This is a genomic window from Rhizobium sp. LjRoot254 (genome assembly GCF_964254105.1).
Taxonomy (GTDB): Bacteria; Pseudomonadota; Alphaproteobacteria; order Rhizobiales; family Rhizobiaceae; genus Rhizobium_E.
The window spans coordinates 2,235,622-2,251,700 of record NZ_CAXUSM020000001.1; the positions used below are offsets into that span (position 1 = coordinate 2,235,622).

A 16,079-nucleotide genomic window follows, 5' to 3' on the forward strand; every position below is an offset into this window, starting at 1 on the left:
CCTCCGGGTCACCTGACGATTATCCCTCGACGAGATCAAGGATGGATCGCGCGGCCAGCGTGGCACCGGCGGCCTTCTGCATCGATTTTGCATTTTCCACGAGTTTTGCGCGCATCAATACGTCGGTGGCAAGGCGATTGATGGCGGCGGCAAGCTCCTCGTCGCGCCAATCATAGCGCGGCAGCTTCACGCCGACGCCGGTTTCCGCTGCCCGCGTGGCATTGTCGTGGCCGTCCCAGCAATAGGGCGTGACCAGCGACGGCACGCCGTAATAGAGCGCCTCGCAGAAGGAATTGTTGCCGCCGTGATGGATGAAGACCGAGGACTTTTCCACCAGTGACGGCTGCGGAAACCAGCTTTCGATCACGACATTGTCGGGCACATTGTCGTAATCGTCACGCCACGGGCCGGCATTGACCACGAAGCGATAGGGCAGCGTCGCAAATACCGAGATCATCCGCTGGATCATCGCCACATCCATGGCGCCCAGGCTGCCGAAGGAGGTGAGCACCAGTGGTTTATCGTTCTGCGCGGCAAAGTTCGGCAGCGCATAAGGTGCCTCCTGCCTTACGCAGCCATCGAGATAGACGAATGTTGCCGGATCGAGCTTGTGCCGGCGGTCGAAACGGACGATCTCCGGCGACAGGAGCAGATTGAGATGCGGTGATGTCTCGAGGAATTCACCTGATGGATAGGGCTTGAGGTCGCACTCGGTGAGAAAGGCATTCATGCGCTTGTGCACGGGCTGGATCTCTCGCGCGAGGCGGGATGAGAAGGCTGCCCAATCCTTGCCCCGCTGGGTGCTGCAGCCGGAGAGATAGGGCGGCACATGGGGATCGGGAATCTCGGTCTCGGCGCAGGAGACCACCCTCACCCAAGGCACGCCTGAATTGGCGATGGCGGGGAACATCACGACGTTGTCGAGGACGATGGCATCCGGCTTGATCTGGGCAATCAGGCGCCGGAGCGGCTCCTCGGCCTTGATGGCCGTATCGACGATCGCGTCCCAGGTCGGCACGACATAGCTGGTGATCTGTTCGAACGGCGATTGTCGGAATGCGTCCTTGTGGCGGTTGATGAAATCGGTCCAGTTCGCCTCGCCGCCATTGGTATCCGAGACGAGGCTGTATTCGGCAAAGCCGTATTCGGCGAAGACGCCGCGAAAATTTTCCTGGCAGATGAAGACCGGGCGCGCGCCAAGCCTCCTCAATTCTTGCGCGATGCCGACGCAGTTCAGCGCGGCGCCGAAACTCGCTTCAGGAAACAGGGCTATGACCTTCTGCTTGCTCATGCCTGCACGCTATCCCGCGATCCGGAAGGCGATAGGCACGCCGCGCCCGGCCAGACGCGGCCGCTCGACATGGCTGAGCTGGATATGGACACGCAGCAGGTCGGCGGCTAGATCGAACTGGCCGCGTTCGATCTGTTCAACTATCTGCAGGTGCTCCATGTTGGACTGGATCAGCCGGAATGCATTGACATGCATCGGCGGCTGCGAAGTCTTGCGGCGGCGATGGTGCGTCGCAAGCGTCTCCGACATGAAGGGATTGCCGCAGGAGCGTGCGATCAGCATGTGAAAATCATGGTCGGTGCGCTCGAAGAGCTTCTGGTCGAAGACGCCCTCGCCCATGCCGCGGAGGATTTCCATGGATTGCCTGAGCGAGGTGAGCGCGGAGCCGTCGCGCCGGAAGCCCGGCATGGTCAGCGCCAATGGTTCGCAAGCGAGCCGGAATTCATAGGATTTCGCCACTGCATCACCCGATATGGCGAACTGCTTGATCAGCCATTGCTGGCCCGGTGCGCGCTCGGCGAGGTTTTCCTCGGACAGTTTGATCAGCGCGTTTTGTACCGCGCTGCGGGAGAACCCATACCGGCGCTGGAGGCTGGCGACCGTCTGGGAGTCGCCGATGCGGCCGGCGGAAATATCCCGAAGGATGGCGTTATAGAGTTCCGTTTCCTCGGCCGGTAGTGCCTCGTCTTCCAGCCCCGGAAAGGATGCGGGTTCGATGGCGAGCTGATAGCCGCCTTCCGGCTCGGGGCTGACAATGTTCTTCTCGGCGAGGAGTTGGAGTGCTTTGCGGATCGGTGTTCGCGAGACATTACAATGGGATGCAAGAACCTGCTCGGTCAACCTCCCGCCACGCGGCAGGCCACGCTCGATCGCGAAATCGAGTATTTTCTGCGCCAGTTCGACATGGCGGTGACGGACCTTGCCAGTGGATTCTTCCATATCAGCGGTTATACCCAGCTCTCGAAAAGTGGTCGCATGCTGCCTCTTTGCCCGGCTCCATGCAATAGGCCGACAAAAATATTCGAGCCAATGCCGATTCATGGTTGACGTATTTTTTTTATAAATAATACTGCCGACTTCAAAAGCGGACCAAGAGACCGGGATACCGGCATGCCGTTTCGGGAACCAACAGATCCAGACAACCGGGAGAAAATCCGTGACCATTTCATTAAAGCTCCGTGCCGGTGTTGCCGCGATTTCCGCAGCGGCCTGCCTCGCCTTCAGCGCGTCATCCGCGCTTTCCGCCGACCTCGTCATCTCCAACTGGGATGGCTACATGGCCAAGGACATCGCCGAGACCTTCAAGGCGGCGACCGGGCTCGAAATCGAGGTCGTCAACCATGCCACCAATGAAGAGATCATGGGCAAGCTGATGGCGAGCGGCGGCAAAGGCTATGACGTCGTCTTCGTCTCCTCGCCATTTGCCGAGATCCTCAATGGTCAAGGCCTGGCCGAGCCGCTCGACAAGGCCGCGATCCCCAATCTCGCCAATCTTTATCCGGAAGCAGCCGCGCTCGCCTACGACCCGGGCAATGCCTATTCAGTGCCTTACACCTGGGGCACGACCGGTCTCTGCTACCGCTCCGACCTCGTGAAGACGCCGGTCGATAGCTGGAACGCGCTGCTGACGCCGGACGCCGCGCTCGAGGGCAAGACCACGATGCTGGCGACCGACCGCTGGCTGATGGCGGCTGGCCTGCTGTCGCTCGGCTATTCCGTCAACGAGAAGGACCCGGCCAAGATCGACGCAGCCAAGAACAAGCTGATCGAGGCCAAAAAGACCCTGCTCGCCTATGACGACACGACCTTCTATTCCAAACTGGTGTCCGGCGAAGCGCAACTGGTGCAGGCCTGGGACGGCTGGTGCAACTATGGCATCACCGAGAACAAGGACATCAAGTTCGTTGTTCCGAAGGAAGGCTCCGACCTCTGGGTCGATACGATCGTGGTGATGAAGAGCTCGGAGAAGAAGGACGCGGCGATGAAGTTCATCAACTACATCCTCGACGCCAAGAACCACGCCTGGGCGGCGCAGAACATTCTCTACAACGTGCCGAACAAGCCGGCGATGGAGAGCCTCGATCCGGCGCTCGCCAAGCAATATCCGACGATGGGCCTGCCCGCCGCCGACCTTGTGAAGTATGAGCTTCTGCGCGATCTCGGCGGCTCGATGAAGGACTATTCGAAGGCTGTGAGCGAGATCAAGGCGGCGAATTGACGGCTGAACTCTGATTTGAGGCCGCTAACAAACTCTCTGTCGTCATGCTCGGCCTTGTGCCGAGCATCTGGTGACGTCAACGATGAACGCTACCCTCATGCGTCCATCTGACGTTACCAGATCCTCGGCACAAGGCCGAGGATGACGTCGAGAGGGTCGTCGGCTTCGTGCCAATATATTCCCATCCTTGAGACTCCCACCGGAACTCCAAATGTCCTTCAACGCCGCAAAGCCGAACCTGCTCGCCTCACCTGCCATCGCCTGGCTGGTTGCGTTCATGGTGCTGCCTTGCGTGCTGATCCTGGTCTACGCCTTCTTCGAACGCGGCATGTTCGGCGGCATCGAATACAATTTCACGCTGGATAATTTTAAGCGCGTCGTCGATCCGCTCTATGCGAAAATCTTCCTCAACTCGGCTTGGATCGCGCTGACCGCCACATTCTTCGCCATCATGATCGGCTATCCGGCGGCTTACGCGATCGCCAAGGCGCCACGGCGCTGGCAGCCGATCCTGCTGTTCTTTGCGGTGCTGCCTTTCTGGTCGAACTACCTGATCCGCACCTATGCCTGGATCGTGCTGCTCAATCGCGAAGGCCTGTTCAACAACCTGCTGCGGGCGCTCGGCTATACGGGCGAGCCGCTGTCGATGCTCTATACGGAAGGGGCTGTGATCACCGGCCTCGTTTACAATTACCTGCCCTTCGTGATCCTGGCGATCTACTCGACCCTTAGCCGGCTAAACCCTGAACTGATGGAGGCTTCGCGTGATCTCGGTGCCGGTGCCGTCCGCACTTTCGTCCGGGTGACCCTGCCGCTGACGCTGCCCGGTGTCGCGGCGGGCGGCGTCTTCGTGTTCGTACTGTCGATCGGCAATTTCGTTACGCCGGCGCTGCTCGGCGGCGGACGCTTCCAGATGATCGGCAACCTGGTTTACGACCAGTTCTTGACCGCCAATGACTGGCCGTTCGGCGCCGCACTCGGCATGGCGCTGATCGCAGTCATGATCATACTTCTGATGATCCAGGCGCGCGGCACCTCGCACGCATCGGGCGAACGTGGGAACCGCGAAGATGCATAGTGGTGTCCTCTCCCGCCGGATCGTGCTGATCCTCGTTTTCGGCTTCCTCTACCTGCCGATCGCGGTGCTGGTGCTGCTGTCGTTCAACGAAAGCGGCCTGCCGACCAGCTGGTCCGGCTTTTCGACCAAATGGTACACGTCGCTGGTCAGCAATGCGGAGATCCTGCATGCGGCCTGGAACACATTGGTCGTCGCAGTCTTTGCGACGTTGATCTCCACGGTGCTCGGCACGATGCTGGCGCTCGGCATGGAAGCGCGGCGGCGGAAATCCAACACGCTTGAGGCGCTCGCCTTCGCACCGATGGTGATACCCGACATCGTGCTGGCGGTAGCGCTGCTCAGCCTGCTGTCGCGGCTCAACATCACGCTCGGGCTGCACACGATCGTGCTTTCGCACGTGATCTTCGACCTCGCCTTCGTCTGCTCGGTGGTGCGGGCGCGGCTGAAGAGTTTTGACTATTCGCTGGTCGAAGCCTCGCGCGATCTCGGGGCGTCGGGCTGGACGAGCTTTTGGCGCGTCACCTTCCCCGTCATCCTGCCGGCGATCATCGCCGGCGGGCTGCTGGCCTTCACGCTCTCGGTCGACGAGTTCATCATCGCCTTCTTCACATCAGGCGCCGGCCGTTCCTCGATCACGCTGCCGATGCAGATCTATTCGATGATCCGCTTCGGCATCACGCCCGAAATCAATGCGCTCGCCACCCTTGTCATGGGGCTCAGCGCCACCATCCTCCTCATCTCGCAATGGCTGAACCGGGAACAAGAAGCATGACCAACAGCCCGATGCCCTTGCTCAGGATCGACCAGGTCGCCAAGTCCTTCGGCAAGACGCGCGCCGTGGATGGCGTCAGCCTCGATATCCACGAGAACGAATTCTTTGCGCTGCTCGGCCCATCCGGCTGCGGCAAGACCACGCTGCTGCGGATGCTGGCCGGGTTCGAGGCGCTGGATTCGGGGCAGATCCTGCTCTCGGGCAAGGACATCTCTCCGCTACCGCCGGAGAAGCGACCGCTCAACCTGATGTTCCAATCCTATGCGCTGTTTCCGCATATGACGGTGCGGCAGAACCTGAATTACGGGCTCGAAATGGAGCGTCTGCCTCGGAAGGTGATCCGGACGCGTGTCGATGAGACGCTCGCCTCGACGGACCTGACGGCACTGGCCGATCGCAAGCCCGACCAGCTCTCCGGTGGACAGAAGCAGCGCGTGGCGCTGGCGCGGGCGCTGGTGAAGCGGCCGAAAGTGCTGCTGCTCGACGAGCCGCTCGGCGCGCTCGACAAGAAGCTGCGCGAGCGGATGCAGCTCGAACTCAAGCGCCTGCAGCACGAGGCTGGCATCACCTTCATCATCGTGACCCACGACCAGGAAGAAGCGCTCGTCATGGCCGACCGGATGGCGATCCTTAAAGACGGCAAGCTGTTGCAAGCGGGCACGCCTGAGGAAATCTACGAGGAACCGGCGGATCGGTTCGTCGCGAATTTCATCGGCATCATGAATTTCCTCGATGGCGAGATCGATGGCACTCATGCCTTCGTCGTCGATGGCAGCAGGCATCCGATTGCAGTGCGTCACGGGCCGCGTAAGGCGACGCTTGCGGTGCGGCCCGAGCATGTGCGTATCACCGAGCGGGCGGACGGGCTGGGCGTTGTCATCACCGACGTCGCCTATCACGGGCTCGACCGGGTGCTGCACACGAAGACGGTGGCGTCGGGCAAACCGCTGCAGCTTCGGCTGAGCGCCGCCGAGGGCCAGAGATATGCTGCCGGCCAGACGATCATGATCGCCCTCGACGCCGCCAAATGCCGGATTTACTGATTGGAGAAGGATAGACCATGGCAAAAATAGCATTCTTTCCGGAGGCCGCCTTCGGCCCGGCGCTGAACTCGGTGGGCATCGCGCAGGCCGTCGAGGCGCTCGGCCACGAGGCCGTGTTCCTGTCCGATCCGGGCTTCGTGTCGGTCTATGAGGGCTATGGCTTCGAGGCGCATCCGGTGAATCTTTCCGAGCCGATGCCACCGGAGCAGATGGCGAAATTCTGGGAGGATTTCATCAACGGCCACATCCCGAATTTCCGCAAGTCGCCTTACGACCAGGTCGACAATTATGTGAAGGATTGCTGGACGGCGATCGTCGACAGCGCCAAGTGGGCCGAGAAGGACCTGCCGGGTGTGCTGGCGAAAATCCAGCCGGACCTGATCTGCGTCGACAACGTCATCCTGTTTCCAGCGATCAAGCATTTCGGCAAGCCCTGGGTGCGGATCATTTCCTGCTCGGAGAACGAGATCGAGGATGAGAACATCCCGCCGCATCTCTCCGGCTGCCGGCAGGACGATCATGCCGGCCACAAGGCCTATCGCGACCATTTCAACGCGGTGATCAAACCGATCCATGACGATTATAACGCTTTCCTCGCCTCGACTGGTGAGGCCGCCTATCCGATCGGGCAGTTCTTCGAGGCTTCGCCCTTCATGAACCTGCTGCTCTATCCAGAGGCGGTGAAGTTCGATCGCGAACATCCGCTCGACCCAAGACAATTCCAGTATCTCGAGGGCTGCGTGCGCAAGGAAGCACCTTACGAGGTGCCGAGTTTTGCCGCGAACAGCGACAAGTCGCTGATTTACATCTCCTTCGGTTCGCTAGGTGCGGGTGACACGGAGCTGCTCAAGCGGCTGATTGCGACGATCGGTAAGCTGCCCTATCGCGCGCTCGTCAATGTCGGCGACTACAAGGGTGAATACACCGATGTTCCCGGCAATGTGGTGATCGACAGCTGGTTTCCGCAGCCGTCGGTCATTCCGCAGGTCGATGCCGTGATCCATCATGGCGGCAACAACTCGTTTACGGAGTGCCTTTATTTCGGCAAGCCGGCAATCATCATGCCCTATGTCTGGGACGGCCACGACAATGCGACGCGGGTGGACGAGACCGGCCACGGCTTCAAGTTCCCACGCTACGACTGGACCGATGAGGAACTGGCCATGAAGCTCGACTTCATGATCAACGATCCGGCGATGCAGGCGAAGCTGAAGGCGACGTCGAAGAATATGCAGGCGCAGAATGGGCCGCAGAAGGCGGCGATGGTGTTGGATGAGTTGGTGAAGACCGGAGCTTACAATGGTTGAGGCTCACCCCCCTCTGTCACTTCGTGACATCTCCCCCTCAAGGGGGGAGATTGGAGACTCGGGGCACCGCTCTCATACCACAAGCCCGCTAAGTGGTTGGGGAGCGAGCGAGCGCAACATCCAATCTCCCCCCTTGAGGGGGAGATGGCCGGCAGGCCAGAGGGGGGTGAGCCAAGGCCACCAAAACGCGAGGGTGTTACCGTGACCAACACCCTCAAATCCACCGCCCCGCACATCCACAACGCCACCACATTCAACGATCTCGCCGACTGGGGCAACCAGCCCGACATGGCCGAGGGCCAGTCGCATTCATCCGGCCGCCTTCTCTTCAAAGGCCCCAACAACCAGCCCGAAACCGGCATCTGGGTCTGCACGCCGGGCCGCTGGCGGTTGACGATCCCACGTGACGAGTTCTGCCATTTCGTTGCGGGACGTGCCACCTACCGGCATGACAATGGCGAGGTGATCGAGGTAGAAGCCGGCACCGCCGTGACCTTCCTTGCCGGATGGACCGGCGAATGCACCGTGCATGAGACCATGCGCAACATCTACATGCTCGTCTGAGGAATCTTGAGAATGACAACACCGAACTGGGCCGATCACAACGCCGTCGCGATGGACGACTGGGGCCTCTCCAAGACAGCGATTTCAGGCGCACCGCATACGCATGGCAAGATCCTGTCGGTCAATGCCGATGGTTCCAGCGAATGCGGTATCTGGTCGTGCACGCCGGGTGAGCGGACGCTTACCTTCGATAACGACGAATTCTGCTATTTCCTCGGCGGCAAGGGCTCCTATGTCCATGATAATGGCGAGGAAATCCCGGTTCAATCAGGCGCGATCGTCTTCTTTCCCAAGGGCTGGAGTGGCCGTTCGATCATCACCGAGACGCTTTCCAAGGCCTTCATGAGCCGCTGAGAATAATAAGAGGAAATACGCCAATGAGCACCGCACCATCCATGAAGAAGCCGCTCGAGCAGAGCGAACTTGTCGACTGGGGCACGATCCCCACCATGATCGAGGGCGTCAGCCACGTCTCCGGCAAGCTGATCCACAAAGGGCCGAGCGGCGAGAGCGAATGCGGCCTGTGGATCTGCACGCCGGGCAAATGGGAATGCCATGTGACACGCGACGAATTCTGCCATTTCCTCGAAGGCCGCAGCACTTATGTGCATGAAAGCGGCGACGTGATCGAGATCATGCCGGATACGGCGGCGTTCTTCCCCAAGGACTGGAAGGGCGTGTGCACCGTACATGAGACGATCAAGAAGGTGTACATGATCCGGTAGAGCGCGCGCGAATTGGTTATTTTGGCCTGCAAAGACCGTTCTCTGCGCTTCCGGTGCTCACGTACTTAAGTACGCTCCGCTCCGGTTCTCGACAACGGCCTTTTCGGCACAAAATCCCTCAATTCTCATCGCACCTACGTCACCGCGAGAATCTAAATGTTTGATCCATCCAGCCCCGTCCATTTCCTTCACCCGCGCTACATCGAGAGCGCCGGCAAGCGGATGGATATCGTCAATCCGGCAACGCTCACCGTCGAGGGCCAGCTTGCTGAGACGACGACGGATGAGCTCGATGCTGTGCTGAGCCAAGTCAATGCGGCTCAAAAACAGTGGAAGCTGATCGACGCCAAGACCCGCGCCACGATCCTCCACCGCGTCGCCAACAGGATCGAAGCCACCGACATGCGGCGCTGCGCAGAACTGATGGTGCGCGAGCAGGGCAAGCCCTATCCCGAGGCGATCGGCGAAGTGGCCAATTGCGCCGGCGCATTCCGCTATTTCGCCGAGATGGCGCGCGACGAAGCCGGCAAGGTGGCCGGCACCACGCAAGCAGGTTCCTTCCAGTATGCGCGCTACGAGCCGGTCGGCGTATCCGTTCACATCATGCCGTTCAATTTCCCCATCCTCTTGATGTGTTGGACAGTTGCCACGTCGCTGGCCTCGGGCAATGGCTGTATCATCAAGCCGGCATTGGCGACAACGCTTTGCACCTTGAAATTCATGGAGATTTTCGAGGCCTTGCCAGAGGGCCTGATCGCCTGCGTGCCCGGCGGCGCGGAGGTCGCGCAGACGCTGATTGCATCCCCCCTCACCCATGCCGTCGCCTTCACCGGCTCGGTTGCTGCCGGCAAAGCCGTGGCCTCGGCGGCTGCGGCGCAGATGAAACCAGCCGTCATCGAGGCCGGTGGGTCCGACCCGATGATCATCACCAGGCACGCACCGATCGATGTCGCCGCTGCGGGAAGCGTAACCGCTGCCTTTCATATGTCGGGCCAAGTGTGCACCTCGGCCGAACGGTTCTTCGTGGTCGAGGACGTGCATGATGCGTTCGTCGCGGCGTTCAAGGCGGAGACATTGCGGCTCCGCATCGGCAACGGCCTTGACAAGGCGGAACTCGGGCCGCTGGTCAGCGAGGCCGCGCGCGCAAAAGTGATCCGGCTGGTCGAGGATGCCAAGTCCAAGGGCGCAACGGTCGTCTGCGGCGGTAAGATACCGGAGGATCAACCGCTCGGTTGGTTCTACGAGCCGACGATCCTTACCGGTGTCACCATGGATATGGCGATCATGCGGGAGGAATGTTTTGGCCCCGTGGCGCCGATCATGAAGGTGCGGGACTTCGAAGAGGCGATCGAACGCGCCAATGACAGCCCCTTCGGCCTCGGTGCCTCGGTCTTCACCACCTCGCTCGAAGAGGCGATGGAAGCGGCCGAACGGCTTGAAAGCGGCATGGTCTGGGTCAACAACCCGATGATCGACAACGACGCCCTGCCCTTTGGCGGCTGGAAGAGTTCCGGTATGGGCCGCGAGCTTTCACGCCTCGGGCTGGATGCATTTCGGCGATCCAAAATGGTGATCATCGATCACAAGCCGGTGCGGCAGGGCTGGTGGTATCCCTATCCCGACGATTGGTTCTACGAGACCGGCGGGCGGAAGCATGTCTAATTTTTCAGGAATCCCATCATGATCATCACCATCCTCGGCGGCGCGGGCTTCATGGGCGCGGGCATCGTCCGCGACATGATCTCGGATCGGGCCATTATCGACATCACGACAATCAGAATCTGCGATACGTCGCGGCCGCGCATGGAGACGCTGGTCCGGGAACTTGGCGATGCGAGGCTCGAGCTGGTCGATCTTGACGTGACTGATCCGGCCAGGCTGGCCGCTGCGATCGCCGGTGCCGATGTCTGCGTCAATTGCGTTCCCACTTTGGCCGGTCATCAGATGGTGATCTTCGAGGCTGCATTCGATGCACGCGTGCCCCATGTCGATCTCGGCGGGCTCGGCACCTATACCGTCAAGCAGATCGCCGAGCACGAGCGGTTCAAGGCGGCCGGCATGACGGCAGTCACCGGCATCGGTGCCGATCCCGGCCTGTCGAACGTGATCTGCCGGGCGGTGGCCGATGAACTCGACGCGATCGAGAAGATCAATCTCTACTGGGCAGCCGAACTGGTGGGGCCGGAAAATCCCGTGCTGGTGCCGCCCTATTCCGTCTCCACGGTACTCGCCGAATATGCGCATCCATCGACGCAGTTCCTCGATGGCAAGCATGTCAGCTGCGCACCGATGACGGGTGTCGAGGTGATTGACCTGCCGGAGCCCTGGGGCCGCTGCGAATTCATGTATTCGCCGCATTCCGAGCAGCTCACCGTGCCGCTGGCCGAAGGCATTGCCGAGAAGGGTATCCAGGAATTCACTTGGAAGCTGCACCTGCCGCACCGCGAGCACGAGGCGTGGGTCGGGCTGGTGAAGGCTGGATTTGGCGACTTCAACGAGCCGGTCGAGATTGGGGGCGCTGCGGTGAAGCCGCTCGATGTGCTGGCGAAAGTTATCCAGCGAAACATCGAGAAAAATGCCGACAAAATACCGGCTCAGGACAGCCACGAAATCCACTTCGCAATTGGTCGCGGAACAAAGAACGGTCGGCCGGCCAAGGCGCGCTGTGATGTAATCGTGACGCCCGATCCGATGTATGACCGCTATGTCGATGCTTGCACGTCGATGTGCGCCTCGATCGCCGTGCAGCTTTTGCTGAAGCACCCGAGGAAGCCGGGCGTCTATGCCCCTGAGGGGTATTTTGAAGCCGCGGACTTCTTCGCCGAGGCGGAGAAACGTAAGTTCAAGGTGACGAAAAGCTTCGAATATCTCGATTGATCGGCGCCGACAATTCGGCTCCGGACGTCAGGCAACACGGCTCTCCGAACGCTCTTCCTCACCCTCGCTCGGTTCGAACGGCACCGGGCGCGCGATCGCGTAGCCCTGCACATAGTCGACGCCGATCTCTTGGAGCGCGGCCAGGATTTCCTCGTTCTCGACGAATTCCGCGATGGTCTGCCGGCCCGAGAGATGCGAGATCTGGTTGATCATCTCGACCGTCGTCCTGTCCATCCGGTCGGTCAGCATGTCGCGTACGAAGCTGCCGTCGATCTTGACGAAATCGACCGGCAGCCGCTTGAGGTAGGTCAGCGACGACATGCCGGCGCCGAAATCATCGAGCGCGAAGCGGCACCCCATATCGCGCACAGCTTTCATGAAGGCGACGGCCTCGTCCAGATCCTGGATCGCGGCAGTTTCGGTCACCTCGAAGCAGAGGGCGCGAGCGGGAACGCCGGTGCGCCTCAGTTCGCCGCACAGGAACGCGAGGAATGTGTCGTCCCGGAAGGTAAGGCCGCTCAGATTGATCGCGTAGGTGCCGCGTTCGGGATTGGCGCATCGGCTGATGATATCGAGCGCGTTGCGAACGACCCAGCGATCGACCGCGGGCATGATGCCGAAACGTTCGGCGGCCGGAATGAAGGCATTCGGCGGCACGATCTTGCCATCCTCCTCCAGGCGGAGCAGGATTTCGCAGTGCTCACCATGCATGGTGTTAGCATTTGCCGGCGCTATCGCCTGGGCGAAGAGACGGAAACTGTCCTGCTCGAGCGCGCGGTGAAGACGCTGCACCCAGCCGAGATCGACGGTGAACTGGGTCTGGGCCGCATCCGCCGCCTCGAAGACATGGACGCGGTTGCGACCCTTTTCCTTGGCGATGTAGCAGGCGACATCGGCGGCGCGTAGCGCTTCCTGAATGGTGAATTCGCCCTTGCGGAAATGCACCAGCCCAATGCTGGCGCTTATGGAATAGCGTTGGCCATGGCAGGTGAAATCGAGCGCTTCCACAGCCTCGCGAAGCTGTGCAGCGATGGTCCGCGCCTCTTCTTCCGTGGCATCAGGCATTACGAGGCCGAACTCGTCGCCACCAAGCCGGGCCAGCAGGTCATCCTGTCCGGTGTGCTTCAGCAATTCGTCCGAGACACGCTGCAACAGCCGGTCGCCGGCCGCATGTCCGCCACTGTCATTGACGGCCTTGAACTGGTCGAGATCGATGAACATCAGCGCAAGCGTCATGTCCGGCGCGGTCATCACCTCGCCGAGCGTCTGCTCGAAGAGGCGCCTGTTGGGCAGACGGGTAAGCTCGTCGTGGTTGGCATTCCACGACAACCGCTGCTCGATCATGCGGCGATGCGCCAGGAACGCGTTCAGCCGCCATATCGTGAGAATGATGAAGATCAGCGCTATGCCGACATTACTCCAAAGCAGGACCTGCTGCATGCGTCGGATACTTTTGCCCAGGCGCTCTGAGAATTGCCGCGTGAGTGGCGCGACCTCGCGGTTGATCGCATCGAGCCGTGTTTTCAGGAGAAAGCGTTCGGCATTCGAAAGCCCGCTGGCATTATTGATGGAATCTGCGAACGCCGCCGTTTTCAGCATGCCGACATCAGCCGCGCGCCAATCCTCGACGGCCGCCGCCATGTCGGGAACCCATCGAAAATATCGGAACAACCAGATAAGCCCTTGGATATCGTCGGGGTGATTGCCGCCCTTGCGAAAACCTTCAAACGCGGCCTTCGCGTCAGGCAGATCCGCCTCAAGCGCCAATCGCGCCTCGCGGTCACCGAGCGGTACCGCAATCGAGCGGCGATATTCCGCGAGGAACGACGGATCGCCCAGGTCGGTATAACGATTGAGGTGATAGAGCGCGTGGAACTGACCCTTGGACCACAGGCTCTCACCGGTGGCGTAAGCGCGCAACGACGCTGCCACCTGCAGGCTGAAGGTCGCCATCGCAGCCTGTAGGAAGATGATGAGAACAAAAGGCCAGGCAACGGATATCAGCTTAAGACTGGCACTTCTCGCATGCATCATCGCCAACGCCCTTTCCCGATGCAAACAGCACGGGCTCGAAATCAGCCGTCGTCATGAGGCGAGCATGCACACCGGACAAACATTGGTGCCAATATCCAATATATCCGCATAATAGGTACGCCGTCGAGTGTCAGATTTAGCAGTCGTCAATACATTTCGTTGTAAATAGAATGAGGTATCGTATTTTTGCCGGGCAGCCAAACCTGTGGACCGCCCGACGATACTGGTTGCTTCTGCTACAGCGGCTGCTCACACCTTCACATACTTCCGCCAGTCATGCTCTTCCTTGAAACCGAGAACCTCGCGGATCTTGCGGTTGGAGAGCAGGCTTTCGTATTCGCCGATCTCGCGCTTGAAGGGTACGTTGGGGAAGAACCGCTGTGCCAGTTCCCGGCTTGGCGTATTGGCGGACACCGTGTCGTTGGTGGCATTGAACACCTGATAGCCCAGCCCCGATTTCTCGATGCAGAGATGGACGATCTGGCCGAGGTCGCGGGCGTCGATATAGGACCAGGCGATGCGCTTGCGCATCTCAGGATTGGCGAAATAGGTCGGGAACTGCTCGTATTCGTGCGGTTCGATAACGTTGCCGATCCTGAGTGCATAAATGTCGGCGCCGGAGCGCTCGGCGAAGGCGCGCGCGGTCTTCTCGTTGATCACCTTCGAGAGGCCGTAGGAATCCATCGGATTGACGTCATAGTCCTCTTCCAGCGGGAAATGATGGAAATCGCGATGGCCCTCGGCGAAGCAGACACCGTAGGTGGTCTCCGAGGATGCGACGATGATCTTCCTGACGCCGAGCTTCACCGCCGCCTCGATGACATTGTAGGTGCCCATCACGTTGATGCGATAGGTCTCGTTATCAGGCTTGATCAGGATGCGCGGGATGGCCGCGAAATGGACGACGGCATCGAAGGGCTGCGGACCCTTGCCGTGATCGAGATCGGGGAAATCCCGGTGCATGCTCATCGCGTTGAAGACCTGGCCGGAATCGCAGATGTCGACCTGCAGATTTGTGACGCCCGGGTGGTTGAGCGGCACGAGGTCGATATTGTGGACCTCATAACCGGCATCGACCAGCCAGGGCACGGCGTGCCGCCCCGCCTTGCCCGAACCGCCGGTGAAGAAAATACGCTTGCCCATGACATGGCCTCCTCTTTGTCGCACCGGATTAATCATATTTTTCCGGCGCGGCAAGGCAGAAGATGTCAGCCGAACATCCGCCGAACCATCGGCACGATCCGGTCGGTCAACCCGATCGGCGTGCGCGGCTGGTTGGCCGGCAGGTAATGCGCCGGCTTGCCAGCATCTTCAAGCATATAGAGCGGCGGGTCGATCTCGCCGACGAGGTTGACGAAGAGGCGGCTGTGCGGGCTCGGCTCGCGCACGGTCACGCCATGCACGGAATCTAGCGAGTTGATGAAGATCACCGCCAGGTTCCTGTCATAGGGCACCGTGCGGACGACGTCGAGATTGTCGTCCTCGATATAAGCGCCCTTGAACTTCCCGTGCCGTTCCGGCTTGCCCGAGAGGTCCCTGTTGTAGCGGCTGATGGTCAGGTCGCCGCCGATTGCGTCATAGGTCTTCGGCCGCATGTAGAACAGGCCGGAGAACAACTTGTCGCCGGAATCGAGATGGCTGGAGCGTACGGAAGATGCTTCGGTCACCGGCGTGTTGCCGGAGATCATCGCGTCCATCAGCACGTCGCGGTCGGCGAAGGTGTCGTGCTTGCGCATGCCCACCCGCAGTTTTTCCAGGCTCTGACGATTGGGAAAACGTTCCGGATAGAGCGCGTGAATGCCCTCGTAGAACACATTGATTATGTCGTGATAGAAATCCTCGGACGCGTGATAGGCGATGAAATCGCGCCAGACCTGCGGCAGGTTCTTGTTGCGGCGAATCTTGCGGGATGCATAGTTCCAGCGGTGATTGTTGCGGTCGGCCTTGATGCCCATCGCCTCGGGCTTCGGGAAGCTCGCTTCGAGTTCGGCATAGAGGTCGTCGGGCAGCGCGTTCGGGATCACGACATGCGGGTAAGGATCGAGCTGCAGGTCGGCGGCGGTGGCGCGCTGGAGGATGGAAAGGTTGCGTTTCATGGCTGTTCCGGAATGCTTTTCTCAGGTTTCGTAGCCTTGAGATAAGATGTCCCAAGACCAAAGGCAACCTTGGA

At 60.4% G+C, this 16,079-nt stretch carries 15 protein-coding genes; 10 read left to right on the top strand and 5 right to left on the bottom strand.

The genetic code is table 11. From position 1 onward, the window contains the following. Nucleotides 1-19 precede the first annotated feature (19 nt). Both ACSQ26_RS10995 and ACSQ26_RS11000 read right to left on the bottom strand, forming a co-directional pair. Nucleotides 20-1,291, bottom strand: a complete 1,272-nt coding sequence (locus ACSQ26_RS10995) for a glycosyltransferase (RefSeq protein ID WP_436008663.1) — start codon at nt 1,289-1,291, stop codon at nt 20-22. Between the two features lie 9 nt (nt 1,292-1,300). Next, nucleotides 1,301-2,230: a GntR family transcriptional regulator gene (locus ACSQ26_RS11000; protein WP_436008665.1), complete on the bottom strand. Its 930-nt coding sequence runs from the start codon at nt 2,228-2,230 to the stop codon at nt 1,301-1,303. 217 nt (nt 2,231-2,447) lie between these two features. Between ACSQ26_RS11000 and ACSQ26_RS11005 the strand changes: the two genes are divergently transcribed. From ACSQ26_RS11005 to ACSQ26_RS11050, 10 genes are all read left to right on the top strand, one after another. Beyond that, a complete protein-coding gene (locus tag ACSQ26_RS11005; protein ID WP_436008667.1) occupies nt 2,448-3,509 on the top strand; it encodes a polyamine ABC transporter substrate-binding protein in 1,062 nt (353 codons plus the stop codon). Between the two features lie 211 nt (nt 3,510-3,720). After that, nucleotides 3,721-4,587, top strand: coding sequence for an ABC transporter permease (locus ACSQ26_RS11010; RefSeq protein ID WP_436008669.1), 867 nt, complete (start codon nt 3,721-3,723; stop codon nt 4,585-4,587). Then, a complete protein-coding gene (locus tag ACSQ26_RS11015; RefSeq protein ID WP_436008671.1) occupies nt 4,580-5,359 on the top strand; it encodes an ABC transporter permease in 780 nt (259 codons plus the stop codon). Before ACSQ26_RS11010 ends, ACSQ26_RS11015 begins: the two co-directional genes overlap by 8 nt. Beyond that, complete coding sequence (locus tag ACSQ26_RS11020; protein ID WP_436008673.1) at nt 5,356-6,402, top strand: ABC transporter ATP-binding protein; 1,047 nt, start codon at nt 5,356-5,358, stop codon at nt 6,400-6,402. Before ACSQ26_RS11015 ends, ACSQ26_RS11020 begins: the two co-directional genes overlap by 4 nt. A gap of 17 nt (nt 6,403-6,419) precedes the next feature. Then, the gene (locus ACSQ26_RS11025) at nt 6,420-7,709 is read left to right on the top strand and encodes a glycosyltransferase (protein ID WP_436008675.1); all 1,290 of its coding nucleotides are present in this window, start codon (nt 6,420-6,422) and stop codon (nt 7,707-7,709) included. Nucleotides 7,710-7,910: 201 nt separating this feature from the next. Further along, entirely contained in the window at nt 7,911-8,273 is a 363-nt protein-coding gene (locus ACSQ26_RS11030; RefSeq protein ID WP_436008677.1) for a cupin domain-containing protein, read from the top strand. Nucleotides 8,274-8,285: 12 nt separating this feature from the next. Continuing rightward, nucleotides 8,286-8,627 carry a cupin domain-containing protein gene (locus ACSQ26_RS11035; protein WP_436008679.1) on the top strand — a complete coding sequence of 114 codons (342 nt, stop codon included), beginning with the start codon at nt 8,286-8,288 and terminating at the stop codon, nt 8,625-8,627. 23 nt (nt 8,628-8,650) lie between these two features. Further along, on the top strand, nt 8,651-8,998 hold the full coding sequence (locus ACSQ26_RS11040) for a cupin domain-containing protein (protein ID WP_436008681.1): 348 nt from the start codon (nt 8,651-8,653) through the stop codon (nt 8,996-8,998). A 156-nt stretch (nt 8,999-9,154) separates the two neighbouring features. Further along, on the top strand, nt 9,155-10,660 hold the full coding sequence (locus ACSQ26_RS11045; protein WP_436008683.1) for an aldehyde dehydrogenase family protein: 1,506 nt from the start codon (nt 9,155-9,157) through the stop codon (nt 10,658-10,660). A gap of 18 nt (nt 10,661-10,678) precedes the next feature. Next, nucleotides 10,679-11,875 (top strand): saccharopine dehydrogenase family protein, encoded by a 1,197-nt coding sequence (locus tag ACSQ26_RS11050; protein ID WP_436008685.1) that lies wholly within the window; start codon nt 10,679-10,681, stop codon nt 11,873-11,875. Nucleotides 11,876-11,902: 27 nt separating this feature from the next. Here the strand turns inward: ACSQ26_RS11050 and ACSQ26_RS11055 are convergent, their stop codons facing one another. The 3 genes from ACSQ26_RS11055 to ACSQ26_RS11065 all read right to left on the bottom strand — a co-directional run bounded on the left by ACSQ26_RS11055 (nt 11,903) and on the right by ACSQ26_RS11065 (nt 16,005). Beyond that, on the bottom strand, nt 11,903-13,909 hold the full coding sequence (locus tag ACSQ26_RS11055; protein WP_436015207.1) for a putative bifunctional diguanylate cyclase/phosphodiesterase: 2,007 nt from the start codon (nt 13,907-13,909) through the stop codon (nt 11,903-11,905). Between the two features lie 249 nt (nt 13,910-14,158). Next, on the bottom strand, nt 14,159-15,052 hold the full coding sequence (locus tag ACSQ26_RS11060; protein WP_436008687.1) for an NAD-dependent epimerase/dehydratase family protein: 894 nt from the start codon (nt 15,050-15,052) through the stop codon (nt 14,159-14,161). A 65-nt stretch (nt 15,053-15,117) separates the two neighbouring features. Then, nucleotides 15,118-16,005, bottom strand: a complete 888-nt coding sequence (locus ACSQ26_RS11065; protein ID WP_436008689.1) for a hypothetical protein — start codon at nt 16,003-16,005, stop codon at nt 15,118-15,120. Between the last annotated feature and the right edge of the window lie 74 nt (nt 16,006-16,079).